General features: G+C 61.3%; 18 protein-coding genes. 9 read left to right on the top strand and 9 right to left on the bottom strand.

The window, feature by feature from the left end:
- The 4 genes from FBY30_RS14860 to FBY30_RS14875 all read left to right on the top strand — a co-directional run bounded on the left by FBY30_RS14860 (position 1) and on the right by FBY30_RS14875 (position 4211).
- A complete protein-coding gene (locus FBY30_RS14860) occupies positions 1 to 237 on the top strand; it encodes a ferredoxin (RefSeq protein WP_056332056.1) in 237 nt (78 codons plus the stop codon).
- On the top strand, positions 234 to 1394 hold the full coding sequence (locus tag FBY30_RS14865; protein ID WP_235009455.1) for an NAD(P)/FAD-dependent oxidoreductase: 1161 nt from the start codon (positions 234 to 236) through the stop codon (positions 1392 to 1394). Before FBY30_RS14860 ends, FBY30_RS14865 begins: the two co-directional genes overlap by 4 nt.
- A 4-nt stretch (positions 1395 to 1398) precedes the next feature.
- Positions 1399 to 3183, top strand: coding sequence for a helix-turn-helix domain-containing protein (locus FBY30_RS14870; RefSeq protein WP_082581629.1), 1785 nt, complete (start codon positions 1399 to 1401; stop codon positions 3181 to 3183).
- Positions 3184 to 3446: 263 nt separating this feature from the next.
- Complete coding sequence (locus FBY30_RS14875) at positions 3447 to 4211, top strand: type 1 glutamine amidotransferase (RefSeq protein ID WP_056387794.1); 765 nt, start codon at positions 3447 to 3449, stop codon at positions 4209 to 4211.
- Between the two features lie 220 nt (positions 4212 to 4431).
- On the opposite strand, the gene FBY30_RS14880 is transcribed toward FBY30_RS14875, so the two are convergent.
- The 3 genes from FBY30_RS14880 to ald all read right to left on the bottom strand — a co-directional run bounded on the left by FBY30_RS14880 (position 4432) and on the right by ald (position 6903).
- Positions 4432 to 4926 carry an HtaA domain-containing protein gene (locus FBY30_RS14880; RefSeq protein WP_235009456.1) on the bottom strand — a complete coding sequence of 165 codons (495 nt, stop codon included), beginning with the start codon at positions 4924 to 4926 and terminating at the stop codon, positions 4432 to 4434.
- Positions 4927 to 5462: 536 nt separating this feature from the next.
- Positions 5463 to 5720 (bottom strand): hypothetical protein, encoded by a 258-nt coding sequence (locus FBY30_RS14885; protein ID WP_110504006.1) that lies wholly within the window; start codon positions 5718 to 5720, stop codon positions 5463 to 5465.
- Between the two features lie 67 nt (positions 5721 to 5787).
- On the bottom strand, positions 5788 to 6903 hold the full coding sequence (gene ald / locus FBY30_RS14890) for an alanine dehydrogenase (protein WP_110504007.1): 1116 nt from the start codon (positions 6901 to 6903) through the stop codon (positions 5788 to 5790).
- A gap of 137 nt (positions 6904 to 7040) precedes the next feature.
- On the opposite strand from ald, the gene FBY30_RS14895 reads away from it, so the two are divergent.
- From FBY30_RS14895 to FBY30_RS14915, 5 genes are all read left to right on the top strand, one after another.
- The gene (locus FBY30_RS14895) at positions 7041 to 7523 is read left to right on the top strand and encodes an Lrp/AsnC family transcriptional regulator (protein WP_056387789.1); all 483 of its coding nucleotides are present in this window, start codon (positions 7041 to 7043) and stop codon (positions 7521 to 7523) included.
- 201 nt (positions 7524 to 7724) lie between these two features.
- Complete coding sequence (locus FBY30_RS14900) at positions 7725 to 8147, top strand: PAS domain S-box protein (RefSeq protein ID WP_056387787.1); 423 nt, start codon at positions 7725 to 7727, stop codon at positions 8145 to 8147.
- 36 nt (positions 8148 to 8183) lie between these two features.
- Positions 8184 to 8963, top strand: coding sequence for an MBL fold metallo-hydrolase (locus FBY30_RS14905; RefSeq protein WP_110504009.1), 780 nt, complete (start codon positions 8184 to 8186; stop codon positions 8961 to 8963).
- A gap of 191 nt (positions 8964 to 9154) precedes the next feature.
- On the top strand, positions 9155 to 9880 hold the full coding sequence (locus tag FBY30_RS14910) for a winged helix-turn-helix transcriptional regulator (RefSeq protein WP_056387782.1): 726 nt from the start codon (positions 9155 to 9157) through the stop codon (positions 9878 to 9880).
- Positions 9881 to 10112: 232 nt separating this feature from the next.
- A complete protein-coding gene (locus tag FBY30_RS14915; protein ID WP_142133537.1) occupies positions 10113 to 12269 on the top strand; it encodes an amylo-alpha-1,6-glucosidase in 2157 nt (718 codons plus the stop codon).
- Positions 12270 to 12439: 170 nt separating this feature from the next.
- On the opposite strand, the gene FBY30_RS14920 is transcribed toward FBY30_RS14915, so the two are convergent.
- The 6 genes from FBY30_RS14920 to FBY30_RS14945 all read right to left on the bottom strand — a co-directional run bounded on the left by FBY30_RS14920 (position 12440) and on the right by FBY30_RS14945 (position 17339).
- Positions 12440 to 12835 carry a hypothetical protein gene (locus tag FBY30_RS14920; protein ID WP_056387777.1) on the bottom strand — a complete coding sequence of 132 codons (396 nt, stop codon included), beginning with the start codon at positions 12833 to 12835 and terminating at the stop codon, positions 12440 to 12442.
- Between the two features lie 168 nt (positions 12836 to 13003).
- A complete protein-coding gene (locus FBY30_RS14925; protein WP_056387774.1) occupies positions 13004 to 13342 on the bottom strand; it encodes a DUF202 domain-containing protein in 339 nt (112 codons plus the stop codon).
- Positions 13339 to 13704 (bottom strand): YidH family protein, encoded by a 366-nt coding sequence (locus FBY30_RS14930; protein ID WP_056387771.1) that lies wholly within the window; start codon positions 13702 to 13704, stop codon positions 13339 to 13341. Before FBY30_RS14930 ends, FBY30_RS14925 begins: the two co-directional genes overlap by 4 nt.
- Entirely contained in the window at positions 13697 to 14140 is a 444-nt protein-coding gene (locus tag FBY30_RS14935) for a pyridoxamine 5'-phosphate oxidase family protein (protein ID WP_082581628.1), read from the bottom strand. The genes FBY30_RS14930 and FBY30_RS14935 overlap by 8 nt, the downstream gene beginning before the upstream one ends.
- Positions 14141 to 14237: 97 nt before the next feature.
- Positions 14238 to 14879, bottom strand: a complete 642-nt coding sequence (locus tag FBY30_RS14940) for a TetR/AcrR family transcriptional regulator (protein ID WP_056387765.1) — start codon at positions 14877 to 14879, stop codon at positions 14238 to 14240.
- Positions 14880 to 14882: 3 nt separating this feature from the next.
- Complete coding sequence (locus FBY30_RS14945) at positions 14883 to 17339, bottom strand: glycoside hydrolase family 3 C-terminal domain-containing protein (protein WP_056387762.1); 2457 nt, start codon at positions 17337 to 17339, stop codon at positions 14883 to 14885.
- Between the last annotated feature and the right edge of the window lie 133 nt (positions 17340 to 17472).

Consider the following 17472-nt stretch of genomic DNA (forward strand, 5'->3'; position numbering starts at 1 on the left):
ATGGGAGAACTTTGGGTCGACGGAGGGCGCTGCCAAGGCCACGCCCGGTGCTGGGCTCTGGCACCCGAAACCTTTGAGATCGACGAGGAAGGCTACGCGCACGTCATTCCTGGCCGCGAAAACAGCGGCGATGAACCCAACGTCCGAAAGGCCATCCGGAACTGCCCCGAACGGGCAATCCTGGAACGGGAAACGAACGAGGCCAGCGAGAAAGCATCAGAGGTTTCGGCGTCGTGACACATCTGCCAGAGCGGGTTGCGGTCATTGGCGCTTCGGTTGCATCAGCAATGCTGATTGAACGCAGTCGCGAGCTGGGCTTTGCAGGCGAATTTATCGTCATTGATTCAGACCCGAACGCGCCCTACGACAGGCCCCCGCTGTCCAAGCAATTCCTTCTAGGCACTGGTCCCGTTGAACCGGCCGAGTGGTGGCCGGAGGCTACACCGATCCTCAACGCAAAGGCGATCGGGCTGCTCACCGACAAGCGAACTGTCCTGCTGGACAAGCTCGGAGAGGTAGCTGCTGACGCGGTCGTCATCTCAACAGGAGCCGGTTCAATCCGGCTGCCGAACGAGCCAGCGGGCGTTCTAAGCCTAAGAACCGCCCAGGACGCCCTGGCCCTGCGCAACGCTGTGGATGCAGGAGCTGCCAGTGCGATCATCATCGGCGCCGGAACCATTGGTGCGGAACTGGCGTCTACTCTCGCCCAACGTGGGCTTGCCGTCACGGTAGTGGATTTGGCTCCGCAACCAATGCAGCGCTTCTTTTCGGGGCATCTTGGGGAGGAAGCGAAGGCATGGATGCACCAGGCCGGTGTTGTCACTCATTTTGGGGTTGCTGTGGAATCCATTCAGAAAACGAATGCGCACTGGACGGTCCGGGTCAGCGGCCTGGACCTGCACGCCGACCTGGTTATCAGCGCTATCGGTGCGCGGCCCAATACCGAATGGCTGACCTATAGCGAGCTTGACGTTTCCAACGGAGTCCGTTGCACTGCGGACGGGAAAGCCCTGCGGGCCAGCGGTGAAATCGCCGACGGGATCTTCGCTATCGGAGACGTTTCGGCCCGGCAGGCGGAGGACGGAACCTTTCGGCGGTTCGAGAGTTGGACCCAGGCCCAACGGCATGGCGCAGCCCTGGCTGAATACTTTGCCGGTTTCGACTCCACGGAACTGGAACAGGCTCCGTACGGGTGGACGGAGCAGTTCGGCCGAAAGGTACAGGTACACGGAATGCTTCCGTCGGCAGGCGAACTCGTACAGGTATACGCTGCAGAGGAACGCAACGCCGCCTTGTACCGGATTGGATCTGCGGAGGAGGACGTGGCTTGGATAGGCGTCAACGCGCCACGGCAGTTCAGCCGGGCGTCCATGGGCATGAGCCTTCTAAGCTGAAACCATGAAACCCCCTGCTGAGCCCGCGGCCTCGCAACCGAATGAGGCCCTGCCCGCTGACTATCGCCATAAACTCCAAATAGCAGAGCTTCGCGCAGATACCTTGTCCGAGCTCACGCAGCTAATGATGGAAGGACCGGATCCACTCGCGCTTGCTCAAAGAGCAGTGGACTTGGTAGCCAGGGCAACAAACTCAGCAGGGGTTTTCGTCTACCTGTGGGATGAACAGGAACAAGTCCTTGTCATGCGCGCAGGCACCGCTGGAGTGCAAAGCCAGCAAGTGGGAAGAGTCACCCTTCGCCTCGGCGAAGGTGTAACTGGCTGGGTAGGGCTTACTAGGCAGTCGGTTGTCCTTAACAAGAACATTCAGCAGGACCCGCGGTTCGTCAGCATCAGCGAACTGCAAGAAGAAGATTTCAATTCGATGCTGGTTGTCCCGATCGTGGCACCGACCGGGACCCTGCTAGGCGTGTTTAGCCTCTGGTCATATGAGGAGGAAACCTTCACCTGGGAGTCGAAGCTGATTGCTGACGAGGTGGGCGTGCTGCTTGCCAGCGGCCTGCTGCAGGCTGAGACTGTTGATGACTTGCGGCGCCAATCCGCAGCAGCGCATTTCCTTGTCGATTTCCCGATCAACTCCGCCACTTCCGTCCTGCAGTGCGCCCAGGTGGCCGCCCGGTCGATTCTTAAGCACATGAGCTCGGACGCCTGCGTCATTGAATATTTCGGGCGTGGTCCAGCCACGTCGCCGCCCACCGCCATTGCAATGGACAAGGGCGAGCGGAGCGGAATCATGGTTCGAACCACTCATTCACGAACGGCAACGTCCGAGTTCATTGAATCCAACGTCGCTGGACACGAGCGGATATCTGTCTCCTTTGGCCTGACGAGCACCCGGGGCATTGTCACGTGCTATCGTCCACGCCGCTATTCCGCCAGAGAGCTCGATCGGCTGAGCGCCATTTGCTCTCAGCTGGCCGCTCTGTTTGAAGCAGTAGAACTGGAGTCCGTCGGTTCATCCCATGCTTCACGCTTGCTCCGAAGCGTCGGCACGAGCACATTCGCCCGGATTCTCGAGGAGTCAGGTTGGTCCAAGGGCCGCACTCTGCCGGTTCTGGTGCGAGTGAAACGGCTGAAATTCGACTCTGACGCGGTGTCCAGGCGCATCGCCCCCTATCTTCAGGAGCTGGCTGGCTCCCGATCCCTGGTCTTCACTGAAGGCCCCCTCAGCCTGCTCTTTATCGATACCGCCTCCGGCTCCGGAGAAGAGATCAAGGCGAAGTTGGAGACAACTCTTTCTGACCTCGACGAACACCGTGGCGTCTCAGCTTTCGCCGGCGTAGGTCCACTGGCGCGGGACGTCGCCTCTCTGCAGCCAGCGCTTTCAGACGCCGAAACCGCACTGGCATGGACAGAACTGGTCGGCAGGACATCCGGGAGACGGGTAACCTCTTTCAGCGACATAGAACACCTGCAGGAACTGCCGCTTGTTGGGGAAGGGATGTCTGCGGAGATCAGGGACGTGCTCGCGGAACTCAGGTCCCTCACGCACTACGACGCGGAAAATGGAACCCAGCTGGCCGAAACAGTCGCCATGCTCCTATCCAACAAAGGATCCATTGCCGACACGGTCTCAAAACTGCACATCCACCGCAACACACTCCGGCAACGGCTCCAGCGTGTAGAGCAGCTCATCGGTCATTCATTCGAAGAAGCCGGCGACTGGCTTCCCACGGGCATTGCAGCGCGACTGGCGATGCGCGAAGGCCACCGCGCGGTTCTTCAATGACGGCAACAGCGGCCGGAGTTCGCTGAGGAATATTCGCGTGATCCCAAGAGCACCAGGGTGTGGCACACACATTTGGATCTTAATGTGCAAACGGCACTGCGGTCCCGGCGATGCTGTTCGCTACGTTGAAGTTGTCCGCGGGGGTCGGGGATTAAAGGCCATGGGGCCTTGGTGTCCGGGTTAACCGCACGGGATGCCACCGTCCCTTCACAACCGGGGGTTTCGAACGCTGAAACCCCGATCGCCCGATAAGGAATTCGAGCATGACCAATCAGCCAAACCTGCCCCGAGGTACCGGTACCCTGCAGGCACTCGTCATACAGCCAGATTTCCACTGCCCGCTGGACCGTCTCGGTGTTTGGCTGCATGACGAGGGAATAACCACCAGAATTATCCAGCCTTTCATTGGCGACGTGATCCCGGACGTGATCCAGGAGGACGCCTTGGTGGTTCTTGGTGGAGACATGAGCTCCTTGGACGACGATGCCTATCACTGGCTTTCCGACATCCGGCGCCTTATGGCGGCCGCCGACAGACATAGAAAGCCCACGCTAGGGATCTGCCTTGGAGCTCAGCTGATGGCACAGACGTTCGGCGGGACCGTGGCTAGGGGAGACCAGGGCCTCGAGGCGGGGGTCGTAGAGGTGGCATTACGGCCCGATGCTGCCAAGGATCCCTTGATGGCCGGATTGCCGGGTCCATTCTTCGCAGGCGCCATGCATGGGGACATGATCGAACAACTCCCGCCGTCAGCGGTATGGCTCGGGATGACGGCCCAGTATCCGCACCAAGCTTTTCGAGTAGGCGAGATGTCATGGGGAGTTCAGTTTCACCCGGAAATCTCGCCGGTGGTCTACCGCCAGTGGTTGTCCCTGGTCAAGGAGAATGACACGGATGCCGTAGAGCGGGCCGGCCGCGGAATGAAAGCATTCGAGAATCAAGACCAGATCGTGAGGGAGCATACCGAGGCGATGGCGCGACGCTTCGCCCACCTGGTCCGAACGACCGCAACAGTGGCTACTCAGTAACCAACAGTGCGTGGTGGTGCTGCGGCCGCGGGTTGGACACACTAGTCGATGCAGCGATTCCTGCCTCTGGACCCATTGAGTCTGCGGGCAGGAACAGGTCCTTGCCAGTCTCTCGTGCCCGGATCCACCGAGTCGTCGGGAGCGGGGCAAGGCACGGCGTGTTCATGCCTGGCCCAGCACCGTGTCCCAAGTGGTGCCGCCAGTCCCCCGCAGAACGCGGTCAGGATACTTCCACAATGGATGGTGCTCTCACGGTCAGTGGAGCCAGTGTTTCTCCGGCTGAGTAGCTATCTGCGAAAACAGCCGCTCCTGCGCTGGTCAGAGCTACCGGGACATTTGCCCACATATTGATGCCTTCTTCCACCGACACCGCCGGCAAGTTGAGATGGGCGAGGTGCACGATCTCGTTTCCTTGTTCGATGGACAGGCATGCCCCGTCGGGCCCGACTTTAATTCTTGGGTTGCAAATTGAGACCGACATTAGCCCGTGATGGGCGAGGAAGCGGGCCTCTCCACCGAACTGGAGCACAAAGTTGTTCCCGTCGGATTGATCCAGGCTTCTGAACGGGAAATAGAACTGTCGGGTATTTGTCACGGCAGCACCCTCGCGCAGGAGTATGCGTCCATCGCGCATAGACTGCACGTACTGTACAAAGCTCTCTTTCACCGCCCAGGCCATGCCGAGATCTGCTCTTTCCACAGGAAGTTCGGACATCAGGGTTCCTTCTCGTTGCCAGGTTGCACACGGCCGGTGGGGCTCCCGCTCCCGACTCACCAGGAATGGGAGTGGCTTACCGACTCTTCATATTCGACTATTTTCGTGCCGGCTCAGATGATCGATATGTACTGCGGGCACAGCGTTCGCATCGGCTGTGTGCCTGGTGCCTATCCGTGAGGACGGTGGACCCGCGGTCGGCTCGTGAGGTCGACAGCCTGCTGGAAGGGCGCCGCCAGCGCGCCGCCGTTGGAGGGAGGGGCGCTGATGGGCTCGACCAGTCAGACCGGCGGTCCTGAATCAGTCTGAGAAGTTCAGTTGTTCAGGGGCGACGCACTCGTAGACGAGACCAGGAGGAATCTGATGGCTGAGTTCAAGGGTGTAGGACCAAGGGCCGTACCAGGTGACAAGAACGCCTGACGCTTCATCCGGGACTGTTTCAGAGCGCAGTCGGGTAATGGCTCTTGCTAACTCATTATCATCATGCAGCTGTTCCAGAAGCTGTACGCGTCCAGGGGCAGCGGAGTGTTGGCACGTCATGGTGCAGCAGCATGCTGGAAGCCAGGGCAGAGGCTGGACCTGTCGGTTTCCCATCTATAGTCGACCCACACCTTGAAACCGTCTGCCCGGTGAAAGAGACGGCGGGGCTCGGCGCCGTGACTGTCGAGCCATAGGATTTGATCATCATCGGTGACTGCATCGACAACTCCGCGGCGGATCTCCTTATCCAGAAGTTTCACGATGACCAGTTGACCGACCAGCGGCTGCCATTTGGGTTGCAGATGAAATGCCATTTGATGCCGTGCCCTTCCTATGGAGCGGGCTGTGCCTGCCTTCTATCGGGCAGGCACAGCCGATGTCCTAAACCGTTACGAGGTCCTGCCAGTCGGCGAGGTTATGTCCATGGGCATCGCTGACAGACTTGTGAGTGACCTTTCCCGCCGCCACGTTCAGACCGCCGGCCAGAGCGGGGAGCCGGTCGAAAGCACCTTTGACGCCGTAGTTGGCCAAAGCCACCGCGTAGCGGAGCGTGACGTTGGTCAGCGCGTAGGTGGAGGTGTTCGGGACAGCGCCGGGCATGTTGGCCACGCAGTAGAAGATCGTCTCGTGAACCTTGTACGTGGGTTCCTGATGCGTGGTGGGGTGCGTGTCCTCGAAGCAGCCGCCCTGGTCCACCGCGATGTCCACCAGGACCGAGCCGGGCTTCATCCGGGCCACGAGGTCGTTGGTGACGAGCTTGGGTGCCTTCGCTCCCGGAATCAGGACGGAGCCGATGACGAGATCTGCATCGATAACTGACTTTTCGATCTCGTACGAGTTCGACGCCACGGTCTTGAGCCGGCCCTGGTACTGGGCGTCGAGTTCGCGCAGCCGGTTGATGTTGATGTCCAGGATGGTGACGTCGGCGCCGAGGCCGAGCGCCATGGCCGCGGCGTTGGTGCCTGCGACACCTGCACCGAGGACGACAACCTTGGCGGGACGGACGCCCGGAACGCCACCGAGCAGCACACCCTTGCCCCCTGCCGGCGCCATGAGCGAGGTCGCACCGACCTGGACGGAGAGCCTGCCGGCCACCTCGGACATGGGTGCGAGCAGCGGCAGCGTTCGGCCTTCCTGGACGGTCTCGTAGGCGATGGCCGTGACGCCGGAGTCGACAAGCGCCTGGGTCAGTGCGGGTTCCGCTGCGAGGTGAAGGTAGGTGAAAAGTAGCAGGCCCTCGCGGAAGTGGCGGTATTCGGATGCCACGGGTTCCTTGACCTTCATCACCATGTCGGCCCGCGCCCAGGCCTCTTCTGCACTCTGTACGATCTCGGCTCCGGCGAGTGCGTACACCTGATCGCTGATGCCGGAACCAGCGCCGGCACCGGTTTCCACGAGCACGTCGTGGCCGTTTGCTTTGAATTCATACACGCCGGCGGCCGTGATGGCGACGCGGAACTCGTTGTTCTTGATTTCCTTGGGGACGGAGATGATCATGACTCATGCTTTCTGACGAGATTGATGCTTGTGGGGAAGAGAATGACAGAAAATGCGGAGAGCTGCGCGTTGCTCGCAGGATCTGCGGCAGAATGGAAGCAGCTGATTAATTCCTGCATTGTGAGGAGCGTTACAGAGTGTCGGACTCGCAGAAACTGCAACAGGTGCCATTGGACGAAGTGGACCACAAGCTTCTAGGCCTGCTGTCCAATAATTCAAGGCGTACCAATCAGTCGTTGTCGGAGGCCCTCGGACTTGCGCCGTCAACCTGTCTTGCCCGCCTCAAGGCGCTCAAAGAGTCGGGGGTAATCAAGCGGTTCACCGTCGAAGTCGCACCCGAAGCAATGGGCCTGCCCCTCCAGGCCCTGGTCAGCGTGCGGCTTAGGCCTGGGGCCCGGCACCTGATGAATGCCTTCGGAAATGAGTTGCGGGACCTGCCCGAGATCAAGCAATTCTTCGTTCTTGGCGGTGCAGATGATTTCCTGATCCACATCACGGCCAGGAATACCGAGCACATCCGTCAATTCGTACTGGACCATCTGTCATCGAATCCTGCCGTCGCAGGCACCCAGACCAACCTCGTGTTCGAGCATGGCCACGGAACCGCCTTCGGACTCTAGGGATCTGGGACAAATGCCGCCGATGGCCCAAGCCAAAGGGCATCCCCGTTTTTCCCGGCATCTGCGGCAGGCCCTGGTCGGCGAAACAGCAGGGACGCTGACTCCTTCCAGTCCATGTATTGCACTAGTGGGGGACGGCCCCACCTGCTGCAATGGCAATACGAGACGCGAAAGAGTCGCTCATCAGGGAAAGGAGTCGAAGTGTCATCCTCAGATGCACGTAACCCCGACTTTCAGAAAATCTTCGAAAGTCTGCCGAACCAATACATCATCGTCACCCCCGACAGAACGATCGTCGCTGCCACTGACTCGTTCCTTGCATCTACGGGAAAGAGCCGCGAGGGAATCGTCGGCATGGACATCCTCGAGGCTTTTCCGGACAACCCGGACAACCCTGACGCCAAGGGAACAGAGATTCTGCGCAGCTCCATCGAGCGTGTTGTCGAAACCGGCAAGATCGATATTCTTCCGCCTGTTCGGTATGACATCGAGAACTCAGACGGGATTTTCGAGCCCCGGTGGTTCCAGCCCCTGAACGCTCCGGCTTTCGATGGTGACGGCAAGCTCGTCTATGTCCTGCACGGGGCGGAAGACATCACGGCTCAAATGACGAGCAAGAGCTGAACCCCGGCCCCCACCGACCCGATAAGGACTGAAATTATGGACGACGTCAAAGTAACCCTCATTGGAGGACCGACCCTGCTCCTCGAGATCGCCGGCTACCGGATGATCACTGACCCCACCTTCGATTCCCCCCAGGTCTACCACCACCCAATCGCCGGACCCGTCATCAAGAAGCTCGCCCCCAGCGCCACCCCCGAGGAGCTTGGCCACGTTGACCTGGCACTCGCCTCCCACGAGCACATCGACAATCTGGACGTGGCCGGCCGGGGTTTTCTGACGATGGTGCCGCTTGCCCTCACCACGACGGAGGCTGCGAAGAACTTCGGCCCCAACGTCCGCGGGACCAGCGACTACGAGACTCATACCGTTACGCTTCCCGATGGCAGGCAGATGAAAATCACGGCAGTGCCGGCGCATCATGGCCCGGAGGGCGTGTGGGACGCACTCGGGCCCGTTATTGGCTTTGTCCTCGAAGCAGAGGGCATGCCGACGATTTACATCAGCGGTGATAACTCCGAGCTGGATATCGTGCGCGAAATTGCGGATCGTTTTCCAGCCATTGATATCGCTGTGCTCTTCGTCGGCGGCGCAAAATTCGATGTGATCGCAGATGGCGCGTACATCACCCTCAGCAATGACCGGGCCCTGGAGGCGGCCAAGATCATGGGTGTCAAGAAGGTCGTTCCAGTGCACGAGGATTCGTGGGAACATTTCAGCCAGAATGCTGACCAGATCAGCAAGCTTTTCGCAGATGCCGGGCTCAGCGAACTCCTCATCGCCTTGAAACCGGGGGAGTCTGCAGACATCCGGCTCTAGCAAACGGACCGCAGAATCGAAGGTTGGACGGTTATCGGCCAACCTTCGATTCTTGCTTAAAGGCAGAACCGGTGAAGGCCTGCGACGGACAGGCGGGCATCAACTTATGTGCGTGGCGCACACACAGCACCTCGAAGGGTCGGGAAGAATGGTGGCAGCACAACTCACGGATCGCTTGGAGTTCAGGGACGATGACGACCATTGCGGAGCAGTTCACCCGGGAACAAGACGACCTGGCGAAAACAGCAGGGCGCCCGAGTGCCGATTATTGGTCGATATCACAAGGGCTGCGGCTGCTGGGTGACCGCTGGTCCCTATTGATCGTGCGCGAACTCCTCTGCGGTGAAATGGGGTTCAACGATATGTCCCGGGCCCTGCCTGACCTTTCGCGGACACTGCTTTCCCAGCGGCTCAAGCGCCTGGTCCAGCTGGAGCTTGTCGTTCGCAACGATGAAACCGGCCCCCGCGGCTCACGACGCTACAGACTGACGCCGGTCGGCTACGCGCTGCGGCAGACCTTGGAGTCGCTGGGCCTCTGGGCGAGTCATTGGCATGCGCCCTTTGAGAATGACCTGCGGACAGGGCTTGGCACGCTGCTCGAACACATGGGCCGCGGCCTTGTGACAGATTCCCTGCCCAGGAAGTCGATTGTCCTGGGGTTCGAGTTCGACAACGTCAGGGGAGCTCCCCTTCATGGCTGGATCTGCACAGAGAACAGCAAGACAACCGCGAGCATCGGCCGCGCAGAACGTGTCCCGGATCTTCAGGTTCATGTCGCCCCGCGGGTGCTCTACGACCTCTGGTGGGGTCTGCGCCGCTGTGAGGAGGCGCGGCAGCTGGGCTCCATCGGGTTTGTTGGCCCGCAAGAGTGGGCTGCGGACTTCTCCGGCTGGTTCGCCCCTCGGGCAGCTTCCTAACGGTCAGCGCCCACCATACGGTGCCCCGCGGTTGACAGGCCCGCCTTTTCCCGGCTTCCTGCTATACAGGTACGTTGCACTGGGTCCTGTTTCTGGATGCCATGCAGGGATTTGAAACAGGGTCTACACCCCTTAGCCGGGGGAGAGTAGGGTCAAGTAAACAGAGGTGCCGTCGCCCAAGCGTGTCTAAGAGACCACGTTGTGCCGGCGCTGCTTTCTTGGAGGAACCAGGATGGCTGGATGGAATGCTGACACGGCTGCCGGCCCAGTAGGGGCAGGGACCGTCACCCTGGTCGAGGAAACCTCGTTCTGCATTTCTTTGCCCAATGGCGACATTCATCCCGAGCACCCGCATGGCCTGTTCGTGCGGGACACCCGATTCCTGTCCCGCTGGAACCTGACAGTTAACAGTCATCCGCTTGAGTCCCTGGCTGCCGAGACGCGCGAGCCGTTCCGGGCCCTGTTTGCAGGTCGCGTTCCCCGTTCCGACGGATATGCGGACAGCCCGCTGATCGTGGAGCGCCTGCGGGAAGTCGGCGCGGGTATTCAGGAGCGACTTACCGTACGCAATTATTCAACCAAACCCGTCGAATGCGCGATTTCCCTCGAGGTTGAAGCTGACTTCGCGGACCTTTTTGAAGTGAAGGAAGCCCGGATCCAGCGTGCGTGGGACGCAACCCGGTACGTGGATGGGGACCAGCTGACCATTTCCGGTGTCTGGCAAGGCATGCGAAAACGGGTGGTTATTCAGGCTCCGGGAGCAGAGGTGAAGCCGGAGGGGGTCACCTTTCTGGTATCTGTCCCACCGCAAGGGGACTGGAGCGCTGTCGTCAGTGCCCGGGTTGAGGTTGAAGGCTCTGGCCGGAGCGCCACCCTTGTCCACCCTGAGGGGGAGGAGTTGTCCCCCAGTGACCGGCGCCGCAAGGAATGGGTTGCCAGGATTCCCGTCGTTCGCATGGGTAACCGATCCATTGAGCGGACGTTACGGCGGAGCTACGACGACTTGGGTGCCCTCCGGATCGAGGATCCGGATCATCCCGAACGCGTTGTGGTGGCGGCAGGTGCGCCGTGGTTCATGACGCTCTTTGGCCGGGATTCCCTGTGGGCCTCGGAAATGGCGTTACCGGTGGATCCCTCACTGGCTTTGGGGACGCTGCAGACGCTGGCGGACCGGCAAGGAAGCGTCGTGGACCCACTGACGGAGGAGGAGCCCGGCAAGATCCTGCACGAAGTAAGGCTTAGCCTCAATGCCGGTTTGGCCCTTGGAGGCAAATCAGCCTACTACGGGAGCGTCGACGCGACTCCGTTATTTGTGGATGTGCTCGGAGCCGTCAGCCGGTGGGGATTCGGTGCGGATATTATCGCCGGTTTGCTGCCCCACGCGGACCGCGCCCTGGAATGGATACGTCACTACGGGGACAAGGACGGCGACGGTTTCGTCGAGTATGAACGGCTCAACGACCAGGGCCTGATAAACCAAGGCTGGAAAGACTCCTGGGACGGCATCAATTTTGCCGATGGAACACTTGCGGAGCCCCCGATCGCGCTCTGTGAAGTCCAGGCCTATGTCTATGCTGCGTATACCGCGCGTGCCTGGATGGCATACGACGCGGGCGACACGGCACGGGGAGATGATCTCGCCGATCGGGCGGCGGAACTGAAGCGGAGATTTAACGAGCAGTTCTGGATGCCGGACCGGGGGTACTATGCAATCGCACTCGACGGCAGGAAGCGACAGGTGGACGCGTGTGCTTCCAACATGGGCCACTGTCTGGTCTACGGACTCGTAGACGAGGACAAGGCTCCGCAGGTTGCCGAGCGGCTTATGTCTCCGGAGATGTTCAGCGGCTGGGGTATACGGACCTTGGCCAGCAACATGGGCGCATATAACCCGGCCAGCTATCACAACGGCTCGGTATGGCCCCACGACAATGCAATCATCGCTGCCGGTCTGTTGCGATACGGCTTCGTGGCGGAAGCACAGCGCATTACCACTGCGATATTGGAAGCCGCCGAATTCTCGGGCGGGCGCTTGCCCGAGCTCTTCTGCGGCTTCAGCCGTGATCAGTTCGCCGAACCCGTACCTTATCCAACGGCGTGTTCGCCCCAGGCTTGGGCAGCAACGGCCCCGATCCTCCTGGTGACGAACCTGATGCGGTACGACGTTCATGTCTCCCGTCGGGGACTGTGGATGGATCCTGTGCTTCCGGAAGCCTATGGTGATCTGCACATCACCAACGCACCTGTTGGTGGCGGCCGGATCACCATCGACATCGATAGGTCCGGCCCCTCTATTCAGGGCCTGCCTGAGTGGATGGAATTTCGACGCGGACATCGGCCATGGATTACGGAACTGGTCGAACAGGCAGACCGCCGGCGACGGAAGTAGGCAGCCTGGCTGTCGTCAACACCCTCGATGTTACAGCGCCGCCATCCCCTCTGGGACGAAGCCGGCGAACAGTTAGATGATGACTTCTGGCACGCCTCCCGTTAGGCGCGGCGACTTGCCCAACGGGAGACGTGGCATGCCCGCACTTCACATGGCGCCTACGCGCCCGCTCAGTGCTCCGGCCAGTAGTCGTAGACGTCACTGGTCCCACGCATGAATTCGATAAAGACGCAGTCCCTGTCCCCGACGGTCCATGCTTCATGCTCCGGCGGCAGCATCATAAGATCTCCGGCTGAGAATTCCTCCTCGGATCCGGTACGCTGGCGCACCCCCAAACTGCCTTCCAGGATGTAGGCGACATGCGGCATAGGACACATATCCGTGTCGAGAATTCCGGTCTTGACCGCATCCTCCGTCACTGATGCCCCCACCGGAAAGCGGACGAGAACGGCGCTGGCCCCGTCAAGGGTCACCATCCTCTTCGTGATCCGCCCGATAGTGATGAGTTCGTAATTGTCCTCGTCGACAAAATTGGCCTTCTGCATGCGCGAGAGGTCTGTAGTCATAGTTCTTCGTCTACTCCTTCGTGGTTTAAGGCGTCAGCGGTGACGCCTTGCTTCAATTCAGCGCCCTGCTCTGTAGACCGGACAAGTACGAAAGCTGTACCGCCCCCGATACTGAACACACTGTTCCACGCAGTTGCCCTCTCCAGGGCGGAATATCCGACGACGTCCCTAAAGCCGGATTGTCAGGACCAGAGCCAGCGAAACAAACCCTGCAACCAATGTCGAGGCGCCAAGAGCGGCCGGAAGGAAGCCGTCGGCGGCCCGGGCAGGTGGCCCGTCCGGGGCTGTGAGAATTTGATGGTGCTGGAGGTATCGCCGACGGACCACAAACAGTAAGAGCACGGACTCCAGAACGCCCGCCACACCCAACAGCAGTGACCAGGGCCCCAGGATGGGCGGAAGGACCTTCATGGCGACGAGGGAGCCTGCGAGGAACGCAAGACAGGTCCGTTGCCAGGCCAGACCCGTGCGCTCCGGTTGGAGACCGGGATCGAAGAGCCCGGTCACTTCAGAACGATTCCAATCAGAACCAGGACCGCAACCGCTACCAGCAGAACAGTCAGGGGGAGCGAGAGGATCGTCGGGGGAAGGGGTGAACTCTTCCGCAGGGCCTGTTCCGTCCTCGTCCACCCGCCCCAGGCCTGGATGGCCGACATGATCCCGCTGAGGATCAGCAGGATGGACGCAGAGAGCCGGTACCCGGGATGGATGCCGAGGCCCAGTGCCTCGAGAGCGACCCCGCCGGCGAGTAAAGCCAGTGCGGTGCGGATCCACGCCAGGAAGGTGCGTTCATTAGCGAGGCTGAACCGTGGGTCCGGTTCATCTCCCTGGCTGAAGACTCTTTTGGGAAAGCGATTGAGCTCAGCCAACTGTCTCGCCTTCTCCGGCTTTGTTGATGCGGAACATCGCGTTGGAGTGTTCGGTCCATTCGTCGATGCGGACCCTCACTGCCGTGCGCGGGTTGCGGATCGCGTAGGGCGCACCGAAGTAGTGGGTGGTCATGGCATCGATGATCTGGAGGTCCTTGTCGTCGAAGAATTCAACGGCGGTTCCCAGAACGGTGACGGCCTCTGTCCAGTCGTCGTTCTTGAGCACGGTGAGGGACATGCGGGGGTCTTCTCGCAGGTGCTGGAGCCGGCCGCCGCGGGAATTTCCGGAAGCGATGCTCAGGAGGATGTGCCCGGCATCTTCGGCGAGATAGACGATCTGGACGCTGACAGGGCGCCCGTCGGAGGCGACCGTGGACATGACTGCAGGATTGGGTTGGGAGATGAAGTCGTACATGTGCTGGGGGAGAGCGGGCATGAGGGGGCGCCTTTCAGGGTGGGAACGGGTACGCCAGAATGCCCCGCACGCTCGACTGGTACGCGCGGCGGGCAACTGGGCCTGGCAGGTGCTGTGGTTACTGCTGAGAGTTTCCCCAGGTAGCACGAAGCTGGTCAAGGTACACCCGGAGCTCCGCGACCATTGACATGCTGTGCGGTTCGGCCACCCATTGCTGCTGGAGCCCGTCAAGCACGGCGATGGTGTTGCGGACGATGGCTTCAACGGGGGCGTCCGGGAGGATCTCGCCCGTTCGCTTGCCGTCCTCGATGGCTTGGGTGAGCCATTCCCGGGTGCTGCGGTAGTGATCGAGCATCCATTGGTTTGCCGGGTGTTTGGCTTCGGTGGCTTCTGCCGAGATCCGGACGAACAGGCCGATCCACTCCGGCCGGGTGGAGTTGCGGGCAACGAGGGCGACGAGCGAGTCGAAGGCCGCCCATCCCATGGGTGCCGCGCCTTCTCCGAAGAGGAATTCGCTGTCTTCCTTTTCCCGCTGTTCGAGCACCGCAGTGAGCAGGGCGGTCTTGTTGGGGAAATGGTGGAGGAGGCCTGACTGGGACAGCCCGGTCCGGAGTGCTACCTCGGCGATGGAGGACTTGTTGTACCCGCTGGTCGAGAACAGCTCAATCGCCGCCTGGATGGCCTTGGCCCGGGCGATGTCGCCGGCCTTTTCCGTGCGGTTCCGCTCGCGTTCAATGCGGTAGCCGGGTGGGTAAGACATGCCTTAGGACTCCTGTCCGTTTTCGAGCGGAACCGTGATGCGGGGATCGCCGAGGCCACGCGCAATCACGATTGAACCGCCGGAGAGCGGCAGCCATATGTGTTCTTCCACGTCCCAGATCCGCTGGGTTCGGAGATCACACTCAACCTGAACAGTAGCGCTCTGCCCGGGATCGAGGGAAACCTGTGCCCATCCGATAAGACGTGCAGGCTGATCCTCGCCGGCGGGGACGCGGTAGACCTGCACGGTTTCCCTGCCGGAACGCTGACCTGTGTTGGTCAGGGCCACGGCAACGGCTTTAACCCCCGTCCCGTCCTGCCCGGTGATGTGCGCTGAGGTGTAGTCCCAGGAAGTGTAGCCGAGGCCGTGGCCGAACCAGAACAAGGGCTGTGTCCCGGATTGGTGCCATCCTCGGTAGCCTACTCGCGGCCCTTCCGCGTACTCGAGACGCCCGTCGGTGGGCATGGTCCCCCAGGCCGGCCCTTCGCCGTCACGGGCGGGGAAGGTGGTAACGAGTCGCCCCGACGGTTCGATGTCACCGGTCAGCGCTGCAGCGACTGCGTCTCCTGCTTCCTGCCCGGGGAGCCCGGCGAAGAGCACGGCGTCGACATTATCAAGCCAGGGCATGAGGACCGGTGTGGCGGCGTTCACGATGACGACAGTACGCCGTGCGACGGCGGCGACGGCGGCCACGAGGGCGTCCTGGTCGCCGGGCAATGCCAGCGTTTTCTTGTCCTGGCCTTCGGTTTCCTGTTCCTGGGTGTTGCCGACGACGACAATGGCAGTGTCAGCCGATGCCGCTGCCACCACGGCCTCACGGATCGCGGCGGCGGCGGGGCGGGCGGCCGCTGTGACGACGAGCCCGATGATTCTCATTTCGAAGTGGGGCCCGGTGGTGGCGGTAATCCTGGCGCCGGCTTCCAAGGGCACCACTGCGACGTGGCTCTTGGGCCGGTGAAGGCCGCCGCCGGGACCATCATGCGGGGTTACGGCGAACGTCTCGTGGTGGCCGGGCGCCGTCACGGTCCATTGGCCGGGTCCGATCACGCCGACGCGCATCCGGGCCGGTGACGACATGGCGACGTCGGCCGAGAGCTCGATCCTGACCGCATTTGCGAGCCAACCATCGTCAGCTACTTCAAGTTCGGCTACGTCAAAGTGGCGGGACTCAATGACGTTGCCCTGCTCGTCGAGAGCGCGGACCCGCATCCCGGGAGTGCCGTTTTCGGGATCGCGCACAGTCGAGGCAGGCGCGGCCACCATTCGCGTCCTGGTTTCCACCCCGTCCACGATCGTGGCCCCCGGGCCGAGCGCGGACGTAAGGCCATCTGCGATGCTCACAATGTGCGGCGGGCGGACCCGGGCGGAGCCGCCGCCCTGGGCGACGGTGTCAGTAGCGTGGCGACCGATCACGGCCACGGTCCCCGTTTCGTTGGCGAGCGGAAGGGTGGCGTTGTCATTCTTGAGCACTGCCATGCCCTGGGCAGCGATCCTTCGCAGCTGTTCGCGGCGGACTCCGCTGTCGGGCCGGGCAATGTCAGCGGGCCAGTCACGCCGTGTGCCGAAGGCGCCGACCCGGGCGGCAAGAATCAGTAACCGGCGAACGTGGTCATCGATGGCTTCTTCGGGGACGTCGCCGGAACGCACGGCTTTCTCCAGGGATGTGCTCCAGACCGTTTCGGGCCCGGGCATCACCAGGTCCAGGCCGGCGTTCGCGCTTTCCGCGGCCGTCTTTGTGGCGAACCAGTCGGACATGACAAGCCCGTCAAAGCCCCACTCTTTTTTCAGAATGTCATTGAGGAGCTCATCGTGCTCCGTGGCGGTGACGCCGTTTACGCCGTTGTAGGAGGCCATCACGGTCCACGGCTGCGCGTCGTGATTCACGATTTCGAACGGCAGCAGGTAAAGCTCCCGCAAGGTCTGTTCGTCAACGACGCAGTCAACAGTGGTGCGCTGTATTTCGGATTCGTTGGCGAGGAAATGTTTCGGGGACGCTCCGATGCCCCGGCTCTGGAGGGAGCGGACATAGGCGGCCGCGAGGACACCGGTGAGGTACGGGTCCTCACTGAAGCACTCGAAGAGGCGACCACCCAGGGGAGTGCGGTGGAGGTTGATCGTGGGGCCCAGGACGATGTGGGTCTGCTGGTCCATGGCTTCCTCTGCCAGAAGTGCGCCGACCTCGTCGAGCACGCCAGAGTTCCACGTCTGCGCCAGCAGTGTGGCGTTCGGCAGCAGGCAGCTCTCGCGACCACCGACAACTTCTTCACCACGCACACCGGTCGGGCCATCAGACATGACAATCTCGTCCAAGCCAATGGAAGCATCACCCCAGAGGCTGAACATCTTTGCACCGGAAAGCAGCCGGATCTTTCCTGTCAGGTCAAGGGACTGCACCGCTTCATCTATGAAGTCCGACTGCACGCCGGACACGACAGGAAGATCAGTGGCAGGAACGCTCATCGGAAGACTCCTTCGTCAGGAAAGTGGCGAATTTCGGGACTGGTGCCCCTTCTGTTGTGCTTCGAATCACAACGATAGCACGCCGACCGACTACACGGTCGGTAACACAAGCTTTGCGCGACGAAAAAGTAAC

This window comes from Arthrobacter sp. SLBN-83 (assembly GCF_006715285.1).
In the GTDB taxonomy this organism is placed as follows: domain Bacteria; phylum Actinomycetota; class Actinomycetes; order Actinomycetales; family Micrococcaceae; genus Arthrobacter.

Coding starts and splice junctions, on each gene's coding strand:
- FBY30_RS14945 (WP_056387762.1), bottom strand. CDS start 17,339: ATGAGCGTTCCTGCCACTGATCTTCCTGTCGTGTCCGGCGTGCAGTCG.
- FBY30_RS14910 (WP_056387782.1), top strand. CDS start 9,155: ATGACGACCATTGCGGAGCAGTTCACCCGGGAACAAGACGACCTGGCG.
- FBY30_RS14880 (WP_235009456.1), bottom strand. CDS start 4,926: ATGTCCGAACTTCCTGTGGAAAGAGCAGATCTCGGCATGGCCTGGGCG.
- FBY30_RS14870 (WP_082581629.1), top strand. CDS start 1,399: ATGAAACCCCCTGCTGAGCCCGCGGCCTCGCAACCGAATGAGGCCCTG.
- FBY30_RS14875 (WP_056387794.1), top strand. CDS start 3,447: ATGACCAATCAGCCAAACCTGCCCCGAGGTACCGGTACCCTGCAGGCA.
- FBY30_RS14920 (WP_056387777.1), bottom strand. CDS start 12,835: ATGACTACAGACCTCTCGCGCATGCAGAAGGCCAATTTTGTCGACGAG.
- FBY30_RS14885 (WP_110504006.1), bottom strand. CDS start 5,720: ATGGCATTTCATCTGCAACCCAAATGGCAGCCGCTGGTCGGTCAACTG.
- ald (WP_110504007.1), bottom strand. CDS start 6,903: ATGATCATCTCCGTCCCCAAGGAAATCAAGAACAACGAGTTCCGCGTC.
- FBY30_RS14915 (WP_142133537.1), top strand. CDS start 10,113: ATGGCTGGATGGAATGCTGACACGGCTGCCGGCCCAGTAGGGGCAGGG.
- FBY30_RS14940 (WP_056387765.1), bottom strand. CDS start 14,879: ATGTCTTACCCACCCGGCTACCGCATTGAACGCGAGCGGAACCGCACG.
- FBY30_RS14905 (WP_110504009.1), top strand. CDS start 8,184: ATGGACGACGTCAAAGTAACCCTCATTGGAGGACCGACCCTGCTCCTC.
- FBY30_RS14860 (WP_056332056.1), top strand. CDS start 1: ATGGGAGAACTTTGGGTCGACGGAGGGCGCTGCCAAGGCCACGCCCGG.
- FBY30_RS14935 (WP_082581628.1), bottom strand. CDS start 14,140: ATGCCCGCTCTCCCCCAGCACATGTACGACTTCATCTCCCAACCCAAT.